The sequence below is a fragment of the Chryseobacterium gossypii genome (genome assembly GCF_041361455.1).
GTDB classification, from domain to species: domain Bacteria; phylum Bacteroidota; class Bacteroidia; order Flavobacteriales; family Weeksellaceae; genus Chryseobacterium; species Chryseobacterium gossypii.
Map to the genome: position 1 here is coordinate 25,453 of NZ_JBGCUR010000005.1, position 24,775 is coordinate 50,227.

General features: G+C 40.1%; 22 protein-coding genes. 10 read left to right on the forward strand and 12 right to left on the reverse strand.

Going from position 1 to position 24,775, the window contains the following annotated elements:
- Positions 1 to 54: 54 nt before the first annotated feature.
- The gene (locus ABMQ40_RS04780; protein WP_370897257.1) at positions 55 to 594 is read left to right on the forward strand and encodes a nucleotide exchange factor GrpE; all 540 of its coding nucleotides are present in this window, start codon (positions 55 to 57) and stop codon (positions 592 to 594) included.
- 99 nt (positions 595 to 693) lie between these two features.
- Entirely contained in the window at positions 694 to 1,812 is a 1,119-nt protein-coding gene (gene dnaJ / locus ABMQ40_RS04785; RefSeq protein ID WP_370897089.1) for a molecular chaperone DnaJ, read from the forward strand.
- 69 nt (positions 1,813 to 1,881) lie between these two features.
- On the opposite strand, the gene ABMQ40_RS04790 is transcribed toward dnaJ, so the two are convergent.
- Complete coding sequence (locus ABMQ40_RS04790) at positions 1,882 to 2,760, reverse strand: DUF808 domain-containing protein (RefSeq protein WP_370897091.1); 879 nt, start codon at positions 2,758 to 2,760, stop codon at positions 1,882 to 1,884.
- 286 nt (positions 2,761 to 3,046) lie between these two features.
- Between ABMQ40_RS04790 and ABMQ40_RS04795 the strand changes: the two genes are divergently transcribed.
- Positions 3,047 to 3,913, forward strand: a complete 867-nt coding sequence (locus tag ABMQ40_RS04795) for an alpha/beta hydrolase (protein WP_370897093.1) — start codon at positions 3,047 to 3,049, stop codon at positions 3,911 to 3,913.
- 53 nt (positions 3,914 to 3,966) lie between these two features.
- Here ABMQ40_RS04795 and ABMQ40_RS04800 read toward each other — a convergent pair whose 3' ends face one another.
- The 7 genes from ABMQ40_RS04800 to ABMQ40_RS04830 all read right to left on the reverse strand — a co-directional run bounded on the left by ABMQ40_RS04800 (position 3,967) and on the right by ABMQ40_RS04830 (position 10,175).
- The gene (locus ABMQ40_RS04800) at positions 3,967 to 4,662 is read right to left on the reverse strand and encodes a DedA family protein (RefSeq protein WP_370897095.1); all 696 of its coding nucleotides are present in this window, start codon (positions 4,660 to 4,662) and stop codon (positions 3,967 to 3,969) included.
- A gap of 73 nt (positions 4,663 to 4,735) precedes the next feature.
- Entirely contained in the window at positions 4,736 to 5,848 is a 1,113-nt protein-coding gene (gene prfB / locus ABMQ40_RS04805) for a peptide chain release factor 2 (protein ID WP_370897097.1), read from the reverse strand.
- A gap of 103 nt (positions 5,849 to 5,951) precedes the next feature.
- Positions 5,952 to 7,316 carry an AAA family ATPase gene (locus ABMQ40_RS04810; protein WP_370897099.1) on the reverse strand — a complete coding sequence of 455 codons (1,365 nt, stop codon included), beginning with the start codon at positions 7,314 to 7,316 and terminating at the stop codon, positions 5,952 to 5,954.
- Positions 7,317 to 7,697: 381 nt separating this feature from the next.
- Positions 7,698 to 8,678: a peptide-methionine (R)-S-oxide reductase MsrB gene (msrB, locus tag ABMQ40_RS04815; protein ID WP_370897259.1), complete on the reverse strand. Its 981-nt coding sequence runs from the start codon at positions 8,676 to 8,678 to the stop codon at positions 7,698 to 7,700.
- A gap of 130 nt (positions 8,679 to 8,808) precedes the next feature.
- On the reverse strand, positions 8,809 to 9,270 hold the full coding sequence (locus ABMQ40_RS04820; RefSeq protein WP_370897101.1) for a DUF417 family protein: 462 nt from the start codon (positions 9,268 to 9,270) through the stop codon (positions 8,809 to 8,811).
- 68 nt (positions 9,271 to 9,338) lie between these two features.
- Positions 9,339 to 9,554 carry a hypothetical protein gene (locus ABMQ40_RS04825; RefSeq protein ID WP_370897103.1) on the reverse strand — a complete coding sequence of 72 codons (216 nt, stop codon included), beginning with the start codon at positions 9,552 to 9,554 and terminating at the stop codon, positions 9,339 to 9,341.
- Positions 9,555 to 9,620: 66 nt separating this feature from the next.
- Positions 9,621 to 10,175, reverse strand: coding sequence for a sigma-70 family RNA polymerase sigma factor (locus ABMQ40_RS04830; protein WP_370897105.1), 555 nt, complete (start codon positions 10,173 to 10,175; stop codon positions 9,621 to 9,623).
- A 205-nt stretch (positions 10,176 to 10,380) separates the two neighbouring features.
- Between ABMQ40_RS04830 and alaS the strand changes: the two genes are divergently transcribed.
- The 3 genes from alaS (at position 10,381) to ABMQ40_RS04845 (ending at position 15,862) form a co-directional block, all read left to right on the forward strand.
- The gene (gene alaS, locus ABMQ40_RS04835; protein ID WP_370897261.1) at positions 10,381 to 12,984 is read left to right on the forward strand and encodes an alanine--tRNA ligase; all 2,604 of its coding nucleotides are present in this window, start codon (positions 10,381 to 10,383) and stop codon (positions 12,982 to 12,984) included.
- Positions 12,985 to 13,216: 232 nt separating this feature from the next.
- Positions 13,217 to 15,604 carry a hypothetical protein gene (locus ABMQ40_RS04840; RefSeq protein ID WP_370897107.1) on the forward strand — a complete coding sequence of 796 codons (2,388 nt, stop codon included), beginning with the start codon at positions 13,217 to 13,219 and terminating at the stop codon, positions 15,602 to 15,604.
- A 21-nt stretch (positions 15,605 to 15,625) separates the two neighbouring features.
- Positions 15,626 to 15,862: a hypothetical protein gene (locus ABMQ40_RS04845; protein WP_370897109.1), complete on the forward strand. Its 237-nt coding sequence runs from the start codon at positions 15,626 to 15,628 to the stop codon at positions 15,860 to 15,862.
- A 275-nt stretch (positions 15,863 to 16,137) separates the two neighbouring features.
- Here ABMQ40_RS04845 and folP read toward each other — a convergent pair whose 3' ends face one another.
- Complete coding sequence (gene folP / locus ABMQ40_RS04850; protein WP_370897111.1) at positions 16,138 to 17,001, reverse strand: dihydropteroate synthase; 864 nt, start codon at positions 16,999 to 17,001, stop codon at positions 16,138 to 16,140.
- A gap of 242 nt (positions 17,002 to 17,243) precedes the next feature.
- On the opposite strand from folP, the gene ABMQ40_RS04855 reads away from it, so the two are divergent.
- Genes ABMQ40_RS04855 through tpiA form a run of 4 tightly spaced genes read left to right on the forward strand, consistent with a single transcriptional unit; the run spans position 17,244 to position 20,096 of the window.
- Positions 17,244 to 17,810 (forward strand): DUF1599 domain-containing protein, encoded by a 567-nt coding sequence (locus ABMQ40_RS04855; protein WP_370897113.1) that lies wholly within the window; start codon positions 17,244 to 17,246, stop codon positions 17,808 to 17,810.
- Position 17,811: 1 nt separating this feature from the next.
- A complete protein-coding gene (locus ABMQ40_RS04860; RefSeq protein ID WP_370897115.1) occupies positions 17,812 to 18,924 on the forward strand; it encodes a BT_3928 family protein in 1,113 nt (370 codons plus the stop codon).
- Between the two features lie 41 nt (positions 18,925 to 18,965).
- Positions 18,966 to 19,316, forward strand: coding sequence for a tellurite resistance TerB family protein (locus ABMQ40_RS04865; RefSeq protein ID WP_370897117.1), 351 nt, complete (start codon positions 18,966 to 18,968; stop codon positions 19,314 to 19,316).
- A gap of 18 nt (positions 19,317 to 19,334) precedes the next feature.
- A complete protein-coding gene (gene tpiA, locus ABMQ40_RS04870; RefSeq protein WP_370897119.1) occupies positions 19,335 to 20,096 on the forward strand; it encodes a triose-phosphate isomerase in 762 nt (253 codons plus the stop codon).
- A gap of 69 nt (positions 20,097 to 20,165) precedes the next feature.
- On the opposite strand, the gene ABMQ40_RS04875 is transcribed toward tpiA, so the two are convergent.
- From ABMQ40_RS04875 to dnaG, 3 genes are all read right to left on the reverse strand, one after another.
- On the reverse strand, positions 20,166 to 21,428 hold the full coding sequence (locus ABMQ40_RS04875) for an esterase-like activity of phytase family protein (RefSeq protein ID WP_370897121.1): 1,263 nt from the start codon (positions 21,426 to 21,428) through the stop codon (positions 20,166 to 20,168).
- Positions 21,429 to 21,589: 161 nt separating this feature from the next.
- Complete coding sequence (clpP, locus tag ABMQ40_RS04880) at positions 21,590 to 22,273, reverse strand: ATP-dependent Clp endopeptidase proteolytic subunit ClpP (protein ID WP_370897123.1); 684 nt, start codon at positions 22,271 to 22,273, stop codon at positions 21,590 to 21,592.
- 54 nt (positions 22,274 to 22,327) lie between these two features.
- Complete coding sequence (gene dnaG, locus ABMQ40_RS04885) at positions 22,328 to 24,310, reverse strand: DNA primase (RefSeq protein ID WP_370897125.1); 1,983 nt, start codon at positions 24,308 to 24,310, stop codon at positions 22,328 to 22,330.
- Positions 24,311 to 24,775 lie beyond the last annotated feature (465 nt).

Here is a 24,775-nt window from a genome sequence, read left to right on the forward strand (position 1 = left end):
CTGATTTTTTATTTGGCAGACTCTTTGTCAAACAATAAGGAAAATAAATATTGAATTATGGAAAATCAGGATATCAACGAAGAAAGCATTAATAATCAGGAAGAAAACAATATTCAGGGCGAGGCAAATTCTGAAGAAAATGTGACAGCCACACCTTCTGCTGAGGAACTTTTGGCAGAAGAGAAAGACCGTTACATCAGATTATATGCTGAGTTTGAAAATTACAAAAAAAGAACCGCCAAGGAAAAAATGGAATTCTTCCAATATGCCAATCAGGATATGATGATTTCTATGCTTGGTGTTTTAGATGATTTTGAAAGAGCTTTGAAAGAAATCGCTAAAAACGGAAATCCTGCTGACCTTCAAGGGGTAGAGCTTATCTACCAGAAATTTAAAAATAAGCTGGGTGAAAAAGGATTAAAACCTATGGAAGTGAAAGCCGGAGACAGTTTCAATGTGGATCTTCACGAGGCCATTACTCAGATTCCTGCACCTTCGGAAGATCTGAAAGGCAAAATCGTAGATGTTATTGAGACCGGTTATACTTTGAATGATAAAGTTATCCGCTTTGCAAAAGTAGTAACAGGAAATTAATATTAATAAGCGATAAATGATGAGTGATAATTGATGAAAACTACGGTCATACACTCTTTAATATCTGTTATCATTTATCAATAATCAATTATAAATGTCATGTCAAAAAGAGATTATTACGAGGTTCTTGGAGTAAGCAAATCTGCATCAGCCGACGAGATAAAGAAAGCCTATCGTAAAATGGCCATCAAATATCACCCTGATAAAAATCCCGGTGATAAGGACGCGGAAGAGAAATTTAAAGAAGCCGCGGAAGCGTATGAAGTATTGAGCGATGACCAGAAGCGTTCAAGATATGATCAGTTCGGTCATGCCGGTGTAGGAGGAAACGGTGGATACGGCGGTTTCGGCGGCGGAATGAATATGGAGGATATCTTCAGCCAGTTTGGGGATATCTTCGGAGGGCATTTCGGCGGAGGATTCGGAGGATTTGGCGGTGGAGGCCGTCAGCAGGTAAAAGGCTCCAATTTGAGGATCAGAATCAAGCTGAATCTTGAAGAAATGGTGAACGGAACCCAAAAAACCATCAAGGTAAAGAAAATGAAGCTGGCGGAAGGGGCTACTTCAAAAACCTGTCCTACCTGCAACGGTTCCGGTGTTCAGGTAAAGGTTATGAATACCATGTTCGGGCAAATGCAGACCCAGACCACCTGCGGAACATGTCAGGGAATAGGTAAGGTTGCGGATAAGATCCCGGCCGGTGCCAACGCGCAGGGTCTCGTTAAGGATGAGGAGGAAGTTACCATTAATATTCCTGCGGGAGCAAGAGACGGAATCCAGCTCAATGTAAGAGGAAAAGGAAATGATGCGCCTTTTGGCGGAGTTCCCGGTGATTTGCTGGTGATCATTGAAGAAGAGGTGGATAAAACCATCAAGAGAGAGGGAGATAATCTGCATCAGGAATTATATATTTCGTTTGCCGAGGCTGCTCTGGGAACTAAAAAAGAAGTTCCTACAGTTGGCGGAAAAGTGAAGATCACCATTGACCCAGGCACACAGTCCGGTAAAATCCTGAGACTGGCTGGAAAAGGACTTCCTAGTATAGACAGCTATGGAAAAGGTGATATGTTCATCCATATCAATGTATGGACACCTCAAACTCTTACGAAGGAACAAAAAGAATTTTTTGAAAAACAGATGTTAAGCGGTGAAATGGTGGCAGAACCTTCCGGAAAAGAAAAGACTTTCTTCGATAAAGTAAAAGATCTGTTTAATTGATTCGGATACAACAGACATAAAAAAACTTGCAACGATTTTGTTGCAGGTTTTTTATTGAATCCGTCTTATCTATTTACGTGTTGCGACGGAATATATTTTCTTACCTGCGGTAAAGAGTAGCACCATTATCAAACCTCCTGCTAATCCAAAGGTAAATTCTTTCAGTATGGAAGGCCATGTAGGAAGCATGTGATGAAGATATTCGATATTATGATCAAAAATCCCTCCTGAAACCAGGATCAGAGCGATCGTTCCCACTACTCCCAAAAACTTGATGATGATTGGTAATGCTTTCACCAGAAAATGTCCGAGCTTAGAGAAAAAGCCTTTATCATTACTTTTCTTGATCAGCTTAAAACCAGCATCGTCCATTCTCACGATAAGGGCCACAATTCCGTACACCCCTACGGTTGCCAGAAATGCGACAAAAGTAACGGTAAGAATCTGTATCAGCAAATCATTTTCCTGAATCACAGTTCCCAAAGCAATGATTACAATTTCTATGGAAAGGATAAAGTCTGTGGCAATAGCAGATTTAATCTTTGATTTTTCAGAATCTTCAGAGCTTTCACCTGCCTTACTTTCTTCCACCACTTCATGCCCTTTTTTAGATCTGTGGAACAGGAATTCTATAATTTTTTCAACTCCCTCAAAAGCCAGATAAAGCCCTCCTAAAACAAGAATAATCTCAATAGCCGGTTTATAAAGCCAATTCAGCAGAAACGCCACGGGCAGGATAATAAGCTTGTTGATAAAAGATCCTTTTGTAATAGCCCATAAAACAGGCAATTCACGGGAAGAAAGGAAGCCGGTTGCCTTTTCTGCATTTACGGCAAGATCATCCCCTAAAATACCCGCTGTCTTTTGAGTTGCTATTTTACTTGTTACAGCCACATCATCCATTAAAGCCGCGATGTCGTCCAAAATAGCGAAAAAACCAGATGCCATATTATTTTAATATTTTTTTAATAGTTGTTAAAACAAAAATACTTATTTAATTCGATTTACTTACATTGATTAATAATATAATGCCTTTTTTATCGGTAAAAATAATCACTCATATTTTATATTCTTATGATCCTGATTAAATATTTTTCATTATGGCTTTTAAGAACCGAACGCTGTAGATCCGGATTTCGGAATATTTTGTATATTCGTCTGACATAAGCAGTGAATATCTAAAACTGACTCTTGCATTGGTCTAAACTTATTTTCTGATAATGAATATCATCGCATGAAAAAGCTGATCCTCAAATACCCTTTTTTTGCTTTAGGATGTCTCAGCTTTATTCTGAATTCCTGCAATACAAAATTCAGGGTCTGGGTAGGGACACATAATGATCAAAAAATCTACAACCTGAAATACGGTGAGCACAAAAAGCAGAAAATGGACGTCTTTTTACCGTCAGCATATCCGGAAACATCTCTTGTAGTTCTAATCATTCATGGCGGTGCCTGGAAATATGGCCGGAAAGAGCATATGATCCAGATTCAGAAAATGCTTTTTAAAAATAATATTCCAAGCATCAATATGAATTACAGGCTAGTATCGAAAAACATAACTTACAGGCAGCAGTTAGAAGATATCAGCCTGGCTATTGACAAGTTCAATTCTTTAGCCCATAAAGCGGAATTGCAGCCCAATAATTACATCCTTCTGGGTGAAAGTGCAGGCGGCCACCTGGCATTGCTTTATGGTTACCAGAATCCTGATCAGATAAAAAAAATTATCTCCCTGAGCGGACCAACAGATTTTTATTCTGAAAAGTATCTGAACTCATTCTATTCCAGATATACTTCTTCAACTGTTCAAAAGATGGTAGGAACCAGATTCAGACGGGAAAAGCTGTCTGAGGAATTTAAAAAAGCAAGCCCCGTCGCCAGTGTCACCAATGTTCCCACTTTATTGTTTCAGGGAAACAGGGATTTTCTGGTCAACCAGCATCAGGGATTATCCCTGGATTCCGTTTTAACGCGGGAAAACATTCCTCATAAACTGGTTTTCATGAAAAATGCCGGGCACGCCCCAAGGTTTTTCAGTAAGAGAAAAAGGGACAGCATCATCTATCCTAATATCCTGAAATGGATCAGAAATCAATAACAAAAAAACCACCCTTACGGATGGTTTTATATTTTTATTTTTCAATTCTTTATTTATTCAAAATTCTGATCTTCATATTTGGAAAAGTCCTCCTTTTTTCCAAACAGGAACTTAATAACGATCGGTAAAGTGGTCACCAGAACTATTACAATAATAATCAGCTCAAGTTTTTTCTTCAGGTCGATACCAAATTGCTCTATAAATAGCTTATCAAGGTAATGGCCTGCAAAGATCAAAAGGAAAGACCATAAAACAGCTCCGATAATGTTATCCCTCAGAAATTCTTTTTTATCCATTTTAACAATTCCTGCAACAATCGGGGTAAAGGTTCTTACCACAGGTAAAAATCTGGCCATGATCACCGCCAGGGCACCATGTTTTTCAAAGAAATCATGAGCCTGGTACAGGTATTTTTTCTTAAAGAGCATGGTATCTTTTCTTTTATACAGAGCAGGTCCTGCTTTCAGGCCGAAATAGTATCCTACCTCATTTCCTACGATGGCTGCCACAGCAACACTGGTGGCGAGAAGAGTGGTATCCATGAAATCGCTCCCTGTGGAGCCAAAAGTCTCTTTGATGATATCAACAGCATAAATTCCTGAAACGAAAAGTAATGAATCTCCTGGTAAAAAAAATCCTACAAAAAGACCTGTTTCAGCAAAAATAATAAATAAAATCAACCAAAACCCTCCTAGCTTAATATAAAACTCCGGGTTTAATAAATCTTTCCAGCTATTGAAATCTTCCATATATATTCTTGAATAGCAAAAATAAGCCTAAAAAACCTGAAAAGGAAATTAATTAAGAGTTTTTAACTAAATATTACAGCTCTGAATCATCATCGGAAACTGCGGTTCCGTCTGCCATCAGAAAAGCTTTAAGAAACGGGGTGATATTTCCGTTCATTACAGCATCCACATCCGAAGTTTCATAGCCTGAGCGTACATCTTTCACCAGCTTGTAAGGATGCATTACATAATTCCTGATCTGGCTCCCCCACTCGATCTTCATTTTATTGGCTTCTATCTCGTTACGGGCTTTCATACGTTCTTCAAGCTCCATTTCGTATAGCCTTGAACGGAGCAACTGCATTGCTTTTTCTTTATTTTGGAGCTGTGACCTGGACTCTGAATTTTCAATAATAATCCCTGTAGGAGCGTGACGGAGACGAACTGCTGTTTCCACCTTGTTTACGTTCTGCCCTCCGGCCCCGGAAGCCCTCATTGTTTCAAAAGTGATATCGGCAGGGTTGATATTAATTTCAATTGTGTCATCCACCAATGGGTATACATATACCGAAACAAAGCTTGTATGGCGTTTTGCATTGCTGTCGAAAGGTGAAATCCTCACCAGTCTGTGCACTCCGTTTTCCCCTTTCAGATATCCGAAGGCATACTCCCCGTCAATTTCCAAAGTAACCGTTTTTACTCCTGCAACATCTCCTTCCTGGAAGTTTAATTCACGGATCTTATATCCCTGCTTTTCAGCCCACATTGTGTACATCCGCATAAGCATGGCAGCCCAGTCGCAGCTTTCAGTACCTCCGGCCCCTGCCGTGATCTGTAATACCGCAGAGAGCTCATCTCCCTCATTGGAAAGCATATTTTTGAATTCCAGGTCCTCTATTTTTTCTACCAGCTTCGGAAAGGTTTCGTCCAGCTCTTTTTCGGAATCCGGATCTTCCCTGGCAAATTCCACAAGCACCTGCAGATCTTCAAACTGAGTACTTATTTCCTCATAATCTTCCACCCATTTCTTTTTGGAGCGAAGCTGCTTCAAAAAGGCTTCGGCTTCTTTCGGGTTATCCCAAAATTCAGGAGCAGCCGTTTTTTCATCATCATTGGCTATTTCTATCTTCTTTTTTTCAATCTGAAGGTATCTGTGCAGATCTTCTATTCTCGATTGGGTTTCTTTTATCTGGTCGTTGCTAATCACGTATTTTCATTTTTTGCAAAAATACGGATAAAATTATGAGTAATAAATAACGGGAACAGATTTTCAGTGGTAAGACCGAAGGATGTCCTTGAACGGCATGAGGCTATCCTGCGGAATCATTCTCCGTATCTTCCCCATTATGATGGAAACCGATGGCCCTTCTTGGTTCCTCAACAACCTGATAAGTTTCCAGCTCAGCTTTCAAAGCCCTGATCCGATATTGGAAATCATCAAAATTATTGATGATCATATCATTCAGAAATCTTGCCACCTGATCGAGGTATTCTTCCGTAAGCTTGGCTGCCGCCTCTCTTAAAGCTCCGTTTAAAAGATTCTGATCAATTCTCAGATTTTTATTTCTTGTTCTCTGGTAAAGCTTTTTGATACGTTTTTTCAGGCTTTGGGTAAAATCAATGATCATCGTATTGCTGAAGACTTTCATTTTTGATGAAATGTCATGCCAGAAAGGAACTTTGTCTGCTTTATTATTTTTAAGAATTTTATATAACAGGGAATCTGATTCAAGATTTCTGGTCATGGCATAGAGAATGATTTCTGATCTTTCGGAAAGGTTGGGCGGAAAAACCGGGATCATCACATCAAATCTTCCCGGCGCAAGAATATCCTCATTGATCTCTGCAACAGAGTTGGCTGATCCCACCATCAATATTTCTTCCTGCTCAAATTTGCTGATATAGTGTAAAATAATTTCCTGGGTTTCAAGATTACATGCCGCCACATCTGTTTCCGCTCTTCTTTCCATCATGATCTCATCAAAATCTTCCATAAAAAGAAGTACTTTATCTTCCTTCATCATGGTCACAAGGTAATCGTTAAAATTAGTTTTGTTACCGTCAACAAAAGAAGTTCCGAGATAATGCTTTTTAACTTCCTTGAACTGGAAGCCGATAATTTCTGCAATCTTATTGGCCCAGAAAATCTTACCGCTACCCGGCGGGCCATATAAAATGATTCCTGCCGGTTTATTGATACCCCAGTCTTTAATCTGCTGCGGGTTTAAAAATGGCTCCAGCACTGCCGAGATATAGAAAAACAGATCTCTGTAACCTATGAAATCCCTGTGCTGAAGGCTGGTCTTATGACCAAAATAATCGTATACAAACTGGTAATTTCCGCCTAATTTATTATCGATCCCGTAACTGGAGATTGAGGATTTGAAAATTCCGTTGTCAAAGATATTCGGATTAATGTCTTTTATAACCTTTTCTACTTTTTCTTTAGGCTGGTTGATGGTTTTGGCAATCTGGTCCAGCGTTTTGTTTTTATCAAGGTCTTTTTCATAAAGCCTCAAAAATTCTGCATTCTCACGGGCAAACTTTTCAAAATCTTCCTTTATTTCAAAATTGGTACTGATACATTCTACAAGCTCGAGATCAAAATCCTGAATGAATTGTTTTATAGCTTCTGCAGAAACATTTAATTCTTTGGCAAGTTCAATTAACTTCATAATAACCGATTAATTCTACCAAATTTAATATTTAATCTTAAAACTTAGTTGATATATTATATAAAATTGCAACAATCCATTAAATTTATTTAGGCCACCGCTATGCCATCCTTCCGATAGGTTCCTGAAGATCAAACCATTAATATCAGCAGTTACAACAGACTGTTCTGATCACTTTACTCTGAGCTTAAGGCTGTTTCATTCGGTTTTTGACCAAACAACAGCCATGAAAGCTTTGCGTCCGGAACTTTATGGTAATTATTTTACCTGCTGCTTTCTTCGCACTAACAAATTTGTGCCATTTTTCGGGATTTTATCTATTTCAATATCGGTACGAAAGGTTCCAAAATAAAAAGACCGCCTTCCGGCGGTCCTTTCATCTTACTTTCTATCTTTTTCCAGTAAGGGAAGATATTCTCCATATCCTTTTTTCTCCATTTCCTCCTTTGGAATAAATTTCAGGGAAGCACTGTTGATACAATAGCGTAAGCCTCCTTTATCAGCCGGCCCGTCTGTGAAAACATGCCCCAGATGTGCATCTCCGGTCTTGCTTCTTACCTCTACCCTGGTCATCCCGAAAGATTTATCCAGTTTTTCATCAATTAATTTCTTCGTGATAGGTTTTGAAAAGCTTGGCCATCCGCAACCGGATTCAAATTTATCTGTTGAGACAAACAATGGTTCTCCCGTAGTAATATCTACATAGATCCCATCCCGGAACTCGTTCCAGTATTCATTCTGGAAAGGTTTTTCTGTGGCATTTTCCTGTGTTACACGGTACTGCTCCGCAGTAAGTTTTTCTTTCAGCACTTTTTTATCCTGCTTCTGATATTTGGCTTTTGGAAGAGGATTGGCCTTCCTTGCCATTTCAAAAAGCCCGGGCTCAATATGGCAGTACCCCCCCGGATTCTTATCCAGGTAATCCTGATGATAATCTTCCGCCCTATAAAAGTTTTTAAGCGGAATAGTCTCCACCACTACAGGCTCGCTGTAATTTTTAGACAATCTCTCCACCTCTCCCTTCACTAATGCTTCATCTTCTTTATCCGTGAAATAAATACCTGTTCTGTACTGGTCACCTCTGTCATTACCTTGTTTATTGATGCTGGTAGGGTCAATAGTTTTAAAGTACAGGTCAATCAAAAGTTTCAGATCTACCTGCTCCGGATCATACTTTACTTTTACGGTCTCTGCAAATCCCGTAGTATGGCTTATTACCTGTTCATAAGTTGGATTTTCTGTGTTACCGTTGGCATAGCCCACTTCAGTTCCCACAACCCCGCGGATTTGCTGGAAAAAGTGCTCAGTTCCCCAAAAGCATCCGCCTGCAAAATAAATCTCTTTTACGTTTTTGTTATCCATAATGGTCTCATTTTCTTTTTTCACTTCTTTTACGGCTCCGGAATTTTTTAAAAACCCCGTTTTTGCCGCAAAAACGATTATCCCCAGAGCGACTCCGAGTATTATCAATAAATTTCTCATTTTTATTTTATTATTCATTTCTTTTATGGTTGATGATGATTAACCCGAATCCCAAAAGCATGATATCTTTCAGAATAAAAAAGTCTGTTACGGGAATCCCGTCTACAATTTTCCAGATTCCGGGAGTGGTGAACAGGTAACTTAACGTAACCAGGAAAGTGATCACCATTCCTATTCCGGCATACCTTGTCAGGAATGCAAATTTCACACTAAATACCAGCAGGAGGGCAATGATAATTTCTATCATTCCGATAGCATTAGACACCGTCTGAATACCTGCCATATGATATAGGGTAGAGGTAAGAAAATGGTTCTCTATCAGAGGTTTTATAGCTGCGGCTTCAGTAGGGGTAAATTTAAATATCCCGATCCACAATAGCAGGAGGGCTGCTCCAAACAGTGAAACATAATATCCCAGTTTGTAAATTCTGCTCTGTGGGTAGATCTGCTGTGATGCTCCATTTCTGTTCATGACTTTGAATACTTTATTATTGGCAAGAGTATAGTCGGAACAGTTTCAAAATCCTGACAGTATTTTTACTAATCTTTGAACTTTCGGATTATTTTATCTTTAAATGACTGAATATCAACATCATTAAATTCAGATATTTCTTCCCGGGAAAATTTTTGTTTCAAAATATTATCTAAAACTTCAAGTTTTTCTTTATAGGCCCTGCACCATTTGCAGATTTTCAAATGCACGGAAAGTCTCCAGTTCTCTTTTAAAGAAATGGTGTCTGCATTCCGTTTTTCCATAAGCAGTGTGGCTTCACTGCACGGTAAAAATAATATATGGATCAAGTTTTTCAACATTTTGGATCATTATGATTTTGTAAACCAATTAAATTCCAGGCATTCCCTCAACTGCATACGGCCTCTTTGCAAGATCTTCCATAGATTAGTCGTAGAAATATCCAGTTCCTGACTTACATCTGAAGCTTTTTTTTCCAGAAGGTAGTACATTTTCAAAGGAATTTTCCATCTGGCAGGCAAATCTTCAATGCAGTCCTCCAGGATTTTATGGAAATCATTGTCATTCAAAAGCTCCGATTCATTATGCTCCGTATCCCAGTCCCTTAGAACATTATCGCGTTTCCATGAGCCGGTCTCGTCAAAGAAATGGCTAAGGTTTATATTGGGCTCTGATCTATATTTCTTACGGTAAAAATCGGCGATCTTCCGGTTCAGAATGCTCATCAGCCAGGTAAGAGGCCGGCTTTTCCCTTCAAAAGAATCATAGGATGAAAAAGCGGATAAAAAAACTTCCTGAACAATATCTTCTGCCTCATTCTTATCAGAAAGCAAATAAGCCGCTCTTTTTAAGAGTGATCCGGAATATTGGTCCACCCAGCTTTTCAGCACTTCATCTTTTTTCATCTGTTTTGCTGTTTTTTAATTTATTTCCACAAATAAGCATCTCAAAAGGATCACACCATTTCATCTGTATCCCTCCCTCGGGATGTTCCATGTAATCTGGAGAACTAAGATAATAAGTTTCAATTAAAAAACATTATTTCCAAATCCGGTAAAAATCTTAAATTTGCATCTTATCAAAAATTTGATCAATAAGCAAAGCAATATTATGACATCACAAGAGATCCGTCAAAAATTTTTAGATTATTTTAAAAGCAAAGGCCACCTGATCGTCACTTCTGCTCCTATTGTGCTTAAGGACGACCCTACTTTAATGTTTTCCAATTCAGGAATGACACAGTTTAAAGATTTTTTCCTGGGTTATAAGGAGCCTGCTGCCCCAAGAATCGCTGACACGCAGAAGTGCCTTAGGGTTTCCGGAAAGCATAATGATCTTGATGACGTAGGCAGGGACACTTATCACCACACTATGTTTGAAATGCTGGGGAACTGGTCTTTTGGGGATTATTTCAAAAAAGATGCTATTGCTTTTGCCTGGGAGCTGTTGACAGAAGTTTACGGAATCCCGAAAGAAAACCTCTATGTAACCATTTTTGAAGGGGATGCTTCCGAAAATCTGGAAAGAGACCAGGATGCCTATAATTTCTGGAAATCCCATATTGCTGAAGACAGAATCATCAATGGAAATAAAAAAGACAATTTCTGGGAGATGGGAGAAAGCGGGCCGTGCGGACCTTGCTCTGAAATCCATGTGGATCTGAGAACAGCGGAAGAAAAGGCGAAAGTTCCGGGAATTGAGCTGGTAAACAATGACCACCCGCAGGTAGTGGAGGTATGGAACCTGGTTTTCATGGAGTTTAACAGAAAAGCTGACGGAAGCCTGGAAAAACTTCCCAAACAGCATGTAGACACCGGAATGGGATTTGAACGTCTCTGCATGGCACTTCAGGGAAAATCTTCCAATTACGATACCGATGTTTTCACTCCGCTGATCTCCAAAGTCGAGGAGCTTTCCGGAAAGAAATATACAGGGGCTTTGGAGAATGAAAAGGATATTGCCATCCGTGTTGTGGTAGACCACATCAGAGCTGTCTCTTTTGCTATTGCAGACGGGCAGCTGCCATCCAACGGAGGAGCCGGATATGTGATCCGAAGAATTTTAAGAAGAGCTATTTCTTATTCCTACAGATTCCTGGAGATGAAGGAGCCTTTCCTTTTTGAGCTGGTGACCGTGCTTAGGGATCAGATGGGCCAATTCTTCCCGGAAATTGAAAAACAGGGGAAATTGGTTGCAGAGGTTATCAGAGAGGAAGAAAATTCTTTCCTAAGGACCATTGAAAACGGATTGATCAGAGTTGAAAAATTAATTCAGCAGACCCTTGCCGGTAATTTAAAGGTGTTACCCAGCGAGGAGGTTTTTGAGCTGTACGATACTTACGGATTCCCTGATGACCTGACGAGGATCATTGCGGAAGAGAAAGGCCTTACCATCGATGAGGCTGGTTTCAGGGCTGAAATGGAAAAACAAAAACAGCGCTCTAAAAAAGACTCCGCCTCCAAGGTGTATGACTGGGTTGTTTTAGAGGAGAAACCTGAAACTTTCGTGGGATACGACCAGACTGAAACTGAAACGTATATTACCCGATACAGAAAAGTAGAGAACAAAGACGGCGAATTTTACCAGGTGGTATTGAGCCAGTCTCCTTTCTACCCTGAAGGTGGCGGGCAGATCGGGGACAAGGGGGTTCTTGAAAATGCTGTGGAAAGTTTTGAAGTTTTGGATACTAAAAAGGAAAACGGACTGATCATTTCCCTGATCAACGGACTTCCGAGGGATCCGGGTGCAGTTTTCTATGCCAGGGTAAATACCGCCGACAGAAAAAACACGCAGGCCAACCACTCCGTAACGCACCTTTTACATGAAGCTTTAAGGGAAGTTTTAGGAACGCATGTTGAACAGAAAGGGTCCTATGTGGGTCCTGATTATCTCCGTTTCGACTTTTCTCATTTCAGTAAAATGACAGAGGATGAGCTGGCTCTGGTAGAAGAAAAAGTAAATAGAAAAATAAAAGAAAGTATCGCTTTGCAGGAATTCAGGAATATCCCTATTCAGGAGGCCCTGGATAAAGGAGCGATGGCCCTGTTCGGGGAAAAGTATGGGGATACCGTAAGGATGATCCAGTTCGGAACCTCTATGGAGCTTTGCGGCGGAACCCACGTAAGGAACACCAGCGAGATCGGCCACTTCAAGATAGTTTCAGAAAGCTCTACAGCAGCCGGAATCAGAAGGATAGAAGCTATTTCGGGGGATAAGGCCGATGAATATTTTAAAAGCCTAGAAAAACAGATCGCAGAAATTTCCCAGCTTCTGAAATCCAAGGATGTGGTAAAGTCTATCGAGAAATTAATTGAGGAAAACACCGCATTAAGATCTGAAGCAGAAGCCCTGAAAAAGGAAAAAGCGAAAGGAGAAATTAACGAATGGAAAAACGCTTATGAACAAAAAGGCAATAAGCAATTATTGGTTAAAAAGACCTCTTTAGATGCCGGCACTGTAAAGGATATCGTGTTTCAGCTTAAGAAAGAGATCCCTGCTTCTGTTACTGTTGTCCTGTCTGATGCAGACGGGAAGCCAATGATCACTGTAGGTGTTTCTGATGATCTGGCGGCCGAATATCAGGCAGGAAGTATCGTAAAGGAACTGGCCAGAGAAATCCAGGGCGGCGGCGGTGGAAACCCGGGCTTTGCAACTGCCGGAGGAAAAAACACCGCCGGTCTCGAAAATGCCTATCAGAAGGCCCTCAGCCTGTAAATACAGCCGCAGTCCGGGAAACAGTACAACGTTTCCATATTGGGAAACCACAATGTGGAAGCTCAGATACCAGTTTCTCTGCACAGCTGAAAAAAATAAACTCCCGGAATCTTCCGGGAGTTTTTCATAGGAGCTTCATATTAAGAATTCTTAAAAAGTTTTCTTGAAAAAGAAATATTAGTAATTTTGACCCAACATTTTCATGGGAAGGGTCTTATTATTTATATTTTTTTTGGCATATATTTTTGGTTATCCGCAATCAAAAATTAAAGTCATTGACGAAATAAGTAAGGCACCTGTCTCCAATGCCAAAGTTTCGTGCAAGGATAAAATACTCGGCTATACGGATCCGTCAGGCAGCCTTGAATTCAATACGTCATGCAAGAGCATCGAGGTTCAGGCCCAGAATTATCAGCAGGAAACTGTTCTCACCGAAGATTATATGCAGGTTTCCCTGCTCAGGACCTCATCCAAAACCGCCTTTATTGAAACGGTGATTATTGAGGACAAAAGTGATCCGAGAGCTCTGGAGATTCTAAAGAAAGTCAACCAGCTGTTCAAAAAAAACTCTCCGAAAAGTTTAGAATCCTACTCCTTCAAATCTTACGAAAAGGTATCACTGGATATTGATGAAGACAGCATTTCCCAGTTCAATGAGCTTTTCCAGGACAGCAACCTGTTCAAAAGAAAAAGAAAAAAGGATTCGCTTAATAATATTTCTGCAAGACAGATATTTTCGAAAAGCAAACTGTTTCTTTGGGAAAGGGCTCAGGAGTTTCTGTATTCCCAAAAATATGGTGAAAAGATCAATATCCTTGACAACCGTATTTCAGGGCTGAAGCAGCCGATCTATGAGATGATCGCTCTCCAACAGAGCAACAGAGACAAGATTCCGGCCCAGATCAGGCAGGAAAACAGAGGGTTGTACAGATTCTTCCTTACAGATACCATTGAGATGGACGGAAGAAAGAATTTTGTGATCCGCTTCCGTGAAGTGAGCTATAAAAAAGCTGATAAGAAAAGGAAATATAACGGGGCCATTTATATAGACACCGAAACATACGGAATAAAGAAGATTGAAAATTTCAGCAAGAATAAAAATGACGGGATCATCACCAGTACCTGGATTTTCTATAATAACAAGTGGTTCTTGGCCCATGAAAAGGTAAAGCTCAGAATGAGCAAAATGGCCATGGAAGAGGATAATAAGGAACACTCCGAAGAAAATTCCGTGGAAACAAAAAATAAAAGAAGTTTTGGCACCTATGCCTTTCTCACCTCAAAGTATTTTGACTTCCGATCTCCTATTGAAGAGAACCGCAAAGACTTCAAAGGCTATACTTTCACAGTAAAAAATGCCGACGGGAAATCTCTCGACCTGTACAGAACCGATCCGCTTACCGAACGGGAAAAGAATACCTATACTACGATCGATAGTCTAGGGAAAATCTATAATATTGACAACAAAGCAAAAGTACTAACCGGCTTGATCAACGGTCAGATAAGGATAGGTATCATGGATTTTGCCGTAGACGAAATTGTAAATTACAACCTGTATGAAGGTTTCAGAGTCGGGTTAAAAGCCAAGCTTAATGAGACCTTTAATCCTTATTTTTCACCTGATTATTACTTTGCCTACGGTTTTAAGGATGACCGCTGGAAATACGGAATAGGAATGGATATGAAAACCACTCTTGAAAAAAATTCCTTTTTCAGGATTGAATATTACAATGATGTAACGGCCTCCGGAGAGTTTTACAGGAGACTCTGGAACTTTAAAATGAGGATGATGAATTATGGAAACAATCTTAATAATGACAAGTATTACCGCTACAGAGGCGCTTCCCTGTCTTATTTAAATGATATCACGAACGGGCTCACCCTGGTCTTCGCCGCGAAAAGAAATCATGAGGAAGCCATGTTTGATTATCGGTTCCGGGATAAAGGCCCTGCCTTTGAAAACTTCAATACTTTGTTTACTCTGAAGTTCTCCCCTAACTCCACCAATATCATGACCCCTCAGGGAAAATCTCTTATCGACCAGAAATATCCCGAGCTTTATCTTAATTATGAGCAGAGCTACAAGCTTTTTGGCGGTGATTTCAACTATACCCGCTTCGATGCGCTTTTTGTTCATAACTTCAAAACGATAGCAGGAACAACAGGTTTCAGGATTTACGGCGGATTGGTTCTGGGCGATGCTCCGATCTGGAAACATTTCACGATGAACGGGCTCGCTTCTCCGGGAAGGGATATCAACTTCAACCTTACCTCATATCTGGGCTTCGCTACACTGGAAGGCGGGAAGTATTACAATGATAAGTTCATCGCCTACTATCTTACCCATAAGCTTCCGCTGTATCTAAAAAGTTTCGGGCAGCATATATCAAGCTTTGATTTTGTCTTAAGGGGAACAATCGGAAATATGGCACACCCGGAGTATCAGCAGTTCAAATTCAGGAAACTTGATCATTTGTATCAGGAAGTAGGCCTTGAATGGAACAATTTCCTTTCCAGCTATTTCAATCTGGGATTATTTTACAGGGTCGGATATTATACCACTCCAAATTTTAAACAAAATTTCGCAATACAGTTCAAGCTGAAACTATTGGAGTTTTAAGCCAAATAAATATACAGTACTATGCAGATAATAGAAATAAAGGCAGAACAGTTTTTTGAATTATTGAAATTAAAGGATACCTCAATGTGGGAAATTTTCTCACAACTGATTGACGGCAGGGAAAAGGAGATCATTTTCTTAGACCATGACAGTAAGGTCTTATTCAATTATATATTACCGTCTGACCAGGAAAAACTGGAAGAAGACCGGAAAGTATTCTCTAAACAGTTCGCAGAAAAATTATCCGGACTGAATTAACAGCAATACAAGGCTTTACAACGGTGAATCTTTTTCATCACCAGGGTTTCGTTTCAGGCCTGATCATCGTCTCTATTCTTTTCTGTGTAGCAATAAAAAGCCGCTTTCAAAAGGAAACGGCTCATAGTTTTATTCGCTTTTTATTTACAATACCGCTTCCTACTATTGTTAAAGGCAATAGTCCGGATAAAGAAAACGATAATGATATTTTCCGATTGCTAAGATTCATCCTTTTAAATGCATTATTCTTTAAATCTTTGCGAGCCTTAATGTTTTTACTCTTTTTGTCTTTCCATTTCATATTCCATGATGGTATTTTTTGCAGCTGAAACATCATGCACCCTTAAGATCTTAGCACCCTGCCTTAAAACTTTTAAATGCAGCTTTTGTGTTTCATCTTCTATATCCATCGGGGATTTGCCCAGAGGTTTATAGATAAATGACTTTCTGGAAATCCCAATTAATAAAGGAATTTTCCCAAAGCTAAAATATTTTACCTCATCCAGCATTTTCATCTGGTCTTCAACAGTTTTCCCAAATCCAAAGCCAGGATCAAGGATGATATCACGAACACCTTTCTGCAGTAACTCATTTGTTTTTTCAGAAAAATATTGATTGACGGATAAAGTGATATCGGCAAACCTCACCTTATCATGCATGGTATCATAGGAAGGATTTATATGCATCAGTATATAAGGAAGTCCTGTTTCCGCAACGGTATCAAACATTTTCTTATCATACTGCCCGCCTGAAATATCGTTAATGATATCAATCCCTTCATTGAACCCGAATTTCACCGTATCTGAATAAAAGGTATCCAGGGAAATGAATGCCTCAGGAAACTCTGTTTTAATTTTTGAGATGATATTTCCAAGTCTCCTGATCTCTTCACCACTGCCTAGAAATTCAGCTCCGGGTCGTGTGGATTGCGGTCCGATGTCAATAATATCGGCACCTTCCTTTAATAAATTCTCCGCATGCTTCAGAGCGGATATTTCGGAATTAAATTTTCCTCCATCAGAGAATGAATCCGGAGTAAGGTTCAGGATCCCCATGATCCTGGGAGTATTCAGGCTGAGCAATCTCCCGTTGCAGTTGATCGAGTAAAAGTCTTTGGAGTTCGGCAATTCTGAAAGCATAGTCTTTGGAATGAAATGATTTATCCTGCAAAATTAACAACTAAATTGTATAGTATTGATAAGGATAAAAACAAGGACAAAGGTAAAAGATAAAAGACCACTCAAACTAATAATTAACAGCTTGCCACTCACAACTCATAATTCATAACTTATCACCCCTTTCCACCCTATAATCAAAAATCTAAGTTCTGATTCCCGCTACCTAAAAGCTTATTCGTATATTTGGAAGATTAAGAAAATTTATGCTAAAGACTTCAATACAGTTTCAGAAAATTATTTCGGATTGCCGTGATCTTTTCAGTAAAAAGCTACAGGATTATGGCGCGGCGTGGAGGGTATTAAGACCCAGTTCCATTACGGATCAGATCTATATTAAGGTAAACAGAATCCGGACATTGCAGATGACCGATAAAAAAATGATAGATGAAAGTGAGGAGGATGAATTTATCGCTATTGTAAATTACTCTATCGTGGGGCTTATTCAGCTTGAAAAGGGTTTTTCCAATGATTTCAATGAAAATAATGATGAAATTTTAAGCCTGTATGACAGGTATGCCAATGAAGCCAGGGTTCTGATGGAGAAGAAAAACCATGATTATGGTGAGGCATGGAGGGATATGAGGATTTCTTCCATTACAGACCTTATTTACCAGAAGGTTCTCAGAACCAAGCAGATTGAAGACAACCAGGGAAAAACCATAGTTTCGGAAGGCCTGGCGGCCAACTATTTTGATATGCTGAATTACGCGGTTTTCTGCCTGATAAAATTTTCTGAACAAGAAAACAATTTCCAACCCAAAATTATCTGATATGATCAAAGGTGTATTACGCTTCATTATCGCTGTTATTTTTATCCTGTCCGGTTTTGTAAAGGCGGTAGACCTGGTAGGCTTTTCGTTTAAAATGGAAGAATACTTCTCGCCTCCTGTTTTCAACGTCCCTTTTCTTGAAAGATTTGCCCTGCTGTTCTCTGTAATTGTGGTAGTGCTTGAGCTTTTTCTCGGTCTTATGCTTTTATTGAAACTGAGATTGAAATTTACCCTTTCAGCATTGATTGTCCTTTGCGTATTTTTCGGGTTTCTTACCTTTTATTCCGCTTATTTTAATGCGGTGACCGACTGTGGATGTTTTGGCGATGCCATCAAATTTACTCCATGGCAGAGCTTTATTAAAGATATCGTCCTGCTGGCCGGGCTCATTATTTTGTTCCTGCTGTACCGGAAGGATTTTAAAAGCAATAAAAGCCAGAGCCCTGGTGAAAAGAGATCCGGAAGCAGATTCAAATACTGGGTTCTGGGGATATTCTCACTGATCATGATCTATATCATGGCCCAGGGAATCATGCATGAACCGGTTATTGATTTCCGGGATTATAAGATAGGGACAGATCTGAAAGCCGAAAAAGAGAAAATAAATAAAAATCCATCCGAATACAAAACATTTTATTCCCTTAAAAACCAGAAAACCGGTGAAATATTAAAGGTAAACCAGGATGACTATATCAACGAGAAAAAATACTGGGAAGAAGGATCCCCGTGGAAAATAGAGGAAGGGAAAAACGAATCTGTCCTGGTAAAGGAAGGCTATCAGTCTGAAATTACCAAATTCAAGATTGAGGATCCTATGGGTATGGAAGTGACGGAAGAAGTCATCAACGCACCTAAAGCGATCCTGGTTTTCTCCTATCATCCCCAGGATATTGCTCCTGATATGATCCAAAAAATCGAGGCTAAAGTCAATACTCAAAAAGATGCGGTCATTTATGGGGTTTCCACAGATCCCAATACGTTTAAGACCATTAAAAATGCAATGATGGATGGTACTGCCATTAAAACCATAGCCAGAAGCAATCCGTTCATATTGGTACTGCAAAATGGGAAAATTATAGACAAACAGCCTGCAAAAGATTATCTCAAACAATAATAAAATTTAAACTTTAAACGATAAACTTTAAACTTACATTAATGCAAAAATCGAATAAGCCCATTGCCGGGTATCATTTACTGATGATTCTTTCATCTGTTGATGGAGAATTTGCCCCCGAAGAGGGAATGGTTGTTCAACAATATTTAGCGGAAGAATTTCCATTCAGAATGAATCTGGATAATGAACTGGAAACTCTTGCTTTACTGAAACCTGAAGAGTGGAAGGATCATTTTGAATTTCATGCGCGTTGTTTTTATGATGATTCCACGGAGGAAGAGCGTAAAAAATTCATCACCTTTGCCAAAACCCTGATCAAGGCAGACCATAAAGTAACTGAGGAAGAGCATACGTTTTACAAGCTTTTGAAAAACATGTGGAATATTCAATAATATAAAAGATAACCAACTATGAGAAGAAAAATAGTAGCAGGTAACTGGAAAATGAATAAAAATGTAATTGATGCCCAACAGCTGATGATTCAATTACTAAGCTATAAAAACAGCAATACCACGAATTGCGAAGTCTGGATCGCCCCACCATCACTTTATCTGATGATGGCCAAAGATATCTTTGAAAAAGATGAGATCGGAGTTTTCGCCCAGGATATGAGCGAGCATGAAAGCGGAGCCTATACGGGAGAAATTTCCGCGGATATGCTGGAATCCATTGATGTTAACGGCTCACTGATAGGACATTCCGAAAGAAGACAGTACCACGGTGAAACAGATTCTCATTGCAACAGGAAGATCAAGCTGGCTTTGGATAAAGGCTTAATTCCTGTGTACTGTAACGGCGAGACCCTGGAGCAGAGAAAAGCCGGACAGCACCTGGAAGTGGTAAAGAATCAGACTGAAGTTGCGCTTTTCACCCTTTCGGCAGAAGAGATCAAGAAGGTGGTGATTGCCTATGAACCTGTTTGGGCCATAGGTACAGGAGAAACAGCCACGCCGGAGCAGGCTCAGGAAATCCACGCCCATATCCGAAATATCATCGCTGAAAAGTACGGAAGAGAAGTTGCTGAAGAAGTGTCTATCCTTTACGGCGGTTCTGTAAAGCCGGACAATGCCAGAGATATTTTTTCCCAGCCCGACATCGATGGGGGACTCATCGGCGGAGCCTCTTTAAAATCTGAAGATTTTGCTAAAATTATCGAAGCTTTCAATAACTAGCGGATATTTTATAAGAATAAGAAACGGCGGCGGAATCTACGATTCCGCCGCCGCTTTACAAAATCTATTTTACTGAATATCGACTACATACATTGTTCCTTTGTCCTGTTTGCCCGTTTTAGGCAGTATTTTAGTTTTGGGGTTCCCGTTTCCGTCATCAGCAACCCCAAAATCATCATCATTAAAAACGGCTACTTTATTATTCCCCAGATACACCAGCCCTTCAAATTTATCATGCTCATAACCCAGCTTTGCCACAAGGTCCACCGCCAGAGATTTTGAAACAGGCTGCAAACCGGTAGCGGTAATTTCATTCCAGGTACATTCTTCCAACGCCTTACCGTTGATTTTCATTCCGTCAACAGCCGCAAGATCTGTTCCACTCACGTCGGATGCTCCCGAAAGATTGATTCTGTACACCTTTTTGATCCCACCCTGGGAACCGAAATTGCCATCCCTTTCGATGACTAAAAACTCATTATTGCTGACCGCCGTAATATCGCATACGGAATCAGAGGCTCCTCCATCCTGTTTATATAAATATTGCTTTGTTTTTCCGGTTGCTATATCGAAAGTTACAATTCTTATCAATGTTTTGTTGGTTGCCAGAACTTTAGTGGGAACATACATCATAGACTGCATGGTACCTACCAGCGTTTTTCCGTCCGGGGTCATGCACATACCCTCCATTCCCCTGTTAGGCCTCCTTTTTGCCAAAACGGCAGGCAGTTTTCTTGTACCGGTATTCACCCCGATCGGGCTTATCCTTTCCATTTCCACTCCATCGGCACTGTAATGGACAATATGAGGTCCGTATTCATCGGAAACCCAGAATGTACCGTCGGCAGCTGCTACAATACTTTCGCTGTCCAGCCCATAATTATCCGTACCCAGAACATTCCCATCGGCTCCATAGGCAATTTCTCCCGTACTTCCCATTCCCACCGGGTTTGGAAGGCCTGTAATAGGCTGCCCGGAAGGGTTTTTAAGTTTAATATATTTAAGTACTTCAATATTTCCCTCAGCATTAATTTTAAAGTGCATAATGGTAGGGGTAAAGTTAGGGACCAGGATTTTGATTCCGTCCAGATAAGCTACATTCGGACCACGGTCTGTGATCACATAGAACTCTCCTTTGCGTGTTGGGTGGGCAGTGGCACCGGACCCAAAGCCTCCGTTGATAACCTGGGTACCATTGATGGTTGCCAGATTTGAAAAAGGAAACTCCTGCGGCAGCTTGGAATAATTGATATCTTGGTTATTTATATTGTCATCATCACTACAGCCTGTGATTGCTGTAAGCATCAGAGCAGATAATAGTATTTTTTTCATATCCATTTTCATGGCCACGAAAGTAAACACCATTTGTGAATTATCTTTAAATGGAATAATAAATGATTCTAAATATTTTAAAAATATAAGCTGATTCGTCAGGCCAACAAAAAAAGCATTTGCTTACGCAAATGCTTTTCCATTCCTGTTCCGGAAATATTTTATTTGTCTGTTGATCTTTGAAGAACCTCATCTACCATTCCGTAGCCTTTAGCCTCTTCGGAAGTCATCCAGTAATCCCTGTCAGAAGATTTTTCAACCCACTCATAGGTTTGACCGGAGTGATGGGCAATAATTTCGTAAAGCTCCTGCTTTAGCTTCAACATTTCTCTCAGGTTGATCTCCATATCGGAAGCAACTCCCTGGGCGCCTCCTGAAGGCTGGTGAATCATTACTCTTGAATGTTTCAGTGCAGAACGTTTTCCTTTTTCACCTGCTACCAATAATACTGCACCCATAGAGGCGGCCATACCTGTACAGATCGTCGCTACGTCCGGCTTGATGATCTGCATGGTATCATAAATGCCTAATCCCGCATAAACACTACCACCCGGAGAGTTAATATAAATCTGAATATCTTTTGAAGGATCAGCGCTTTCCAGGAATAAAAGCTGTGCTGTTACGATATTGGCTACCTGGTCATCAATACCTGTACCCAGAAAAATGATCCTGTCCATCATCAGACGGGAAAAAACATCCATCTGGGCTACATTCAGCCTTCTTTCCTCCATAATATACGGAGTAAGATTCGTAGGACCATACATCCCCATATACTGATCGGTAACAAGACCGTTGTTTCCTAAATGTTTTACAGAGAAATCTCTGAATTCTTTTTTAATGTCCATATTTCTATTGTGTATTATTAAATATTTTCGGAATTTAAATTACAACTTTTGTTCCTAAAATTTTATAGGACTTTTTGTCACAGGGGACCATCCTATTTTTTCTATGATTTTCTTGGAAAGCTCATGCAGCATCATGATTTTCCTGATGGATTCAAAATATTTCTCCTGATCCGTATCCCGGTGGTCTTCCAGCTCAACAGTCAGTTGCCTCATCATAAAATGAATGTAGTAATATTTATGAATCAGGATATTCGCCTCTACTTCCGTGGCAATATGATCCCCCATAGCGGGAGGATAAATATTCCGGCTCGACCAGTCGCTCAGTTCATCAGGAACAATCAGCGCGTCGGCAACTTTTGAGGTGATATCTTCATCCATTAAAGTTATGAAGAAATTTCCTGCACGAAGCTCATCATGCTCGATACCTTCTTTTATGCTCTCAATAATCTTCCTGTTGGTTTCTACCTGAAATTCATATTGTTCTTCCTCAAAGTGGTGAAGGATCTCTTCTATTACCGTCACCTCATATTTCTCCTGTTTTTCGTTTCTTCTCTGGAGTACCACATCACCGAACATCAGCATGGTATTGATCAGTTTATTTTCCTGGTGAAGAATATTAAACTGTACGGAATCAATCTCCAGCTCCGGCTGCTTCGGAACCACTTCCAGCCTGGCAGGCTTATTACTTTCTTTCTGATGCTGGGCATTCTGATTCTGGTTCTGGTTGATCTGCTTCTGAACATCCAGCTCATTGAACAGGCTCTGCTCAGATAATCCGAACTTGGCGGAAACCTCCTTCAGATAAACTTCTCTTTTAAGAGCATTTTGCACAAAAGCCACAGATTTTACGATATTCCTGATAGCTTCTGCTTTTTTAATGGGGTCGTTTCCTGCTTCCTTTAAAAGGATTTCCGCTTTGAAATCAATAAAGTCGGTGGCCTCATCTTCTATGAACTTTTCAACATAATCCTGCGGATGCTTTCTTGAAAAAGAATCCGGATCATCACCCTCGGGAAAAAGCAGTACACGGATGTTCATTCCCTCCGTGAGCAGCATATCTATACTCCGGAAGCTGGCTTTAATCCCTGCATTATCTCCGTCGAAAAGAATGGTTACATTTTCCGTAAGCCTTTTGATAAGCTTAATCTGCTCAGTGGTCAGGGAAGTTCCGGAGCTTGCCACCACATTTTCTATCCCGGCCATGTGAAGTGATATCACATCCATATAGCCTTCCACCAAAAGACAGACGTTCTTCCTTGAAATAGCCTGTTTACTCTGGTTCAGGCCATAAAGAACATTTGATTTATGATAAATTTCTGTTTCGGGGGAATTGAGATATTTGGCCGTTTTGACATTATTTTTTAAAATCCTGGCTCCAAAGCCTAACACCCTTCCCGAGAAACTGTGAATGGGAAATATCACTCTTTCACGGAAACGGTCTATTCCGGAAGGAGTGTTTTCCGGGAAGATGGAAAGCCCGGATTTCTCCAGTACGTCCTTAGAATATCCTTTGTCCAGGGCATAAGACGTAAAGGCGTTTTTCTTTTCAGGGGAATAGCCCAGCTGAAATTTTCTGATGATATCGTCTTTAAGCTCCCGTTCTCTGAAATAGGCCAGGCCTATGCTTTTTCCTTCATCAGAGTCCCAGAGCGTTTCCTGGAAATAATTATTGGCAACCTCATGGATCTTGTACAGCTGGTCTTTTTCTGTCTGAGCGCTTCTCGCTTCTTCAGAAAGCTCCTGCTGATTTTCTTCAATCTCAATACCATATTTTTTAGCTGCATGACGAAGTGCCTCAGGGTAGGTGAAATTTTCGATCTCCATAAGGAAAGAAATGGCAGTACCGCCTTTTCCTGTAGAGAAATCCTTCCAGATCTGTTTGCTCGGTGACACGACAAAACTAGGTGTCTTTTCATCATGAAACGGACTGAGTCCCTTGTAGTTAGACCCTGCCCTTTTCAGCTGAACGTACTCGCCTACAATCTCTTCTACCCGTATCGTCGAGAAAATCTTATCTATGGTCTGTTTGGAAATCATAATGTAAAAATAAGATATTTATCCTCCTTCAACAAAAAAACAATCTGTACAATAAATCACAGCCCACCGTATGACAAATCCCGGAAGCCGCTCCATAATACCTTTTTCCAAAAAAAAGCCGGAAAATTCCGGCTTTAACATCATCTTACGCAAAATTAATTCCTGATGAATGATACTCTGTTTTATCGCATATCTATGTTGATCATAATTTCCTTTTAAAGTATTGAAAAAACTGCCTAACTTAATACTTTTCTCCATTGCTATGACATCATGGTCATTGTCCCTGACTGGTCAATCACCTGGGAAAGGATCTCATTTTCTCATCCGAAAGCCTGCTTGTGGTTACGAAAGTCGTTTACATCCGGCATTACGGTTTCCTTGGTTATAATGAATTACCGATAAGCATGACCTCTGTGTGGTAAAGAATGGTTTTTTCCATTATAGTCCGGAGAGACGGCATCACAT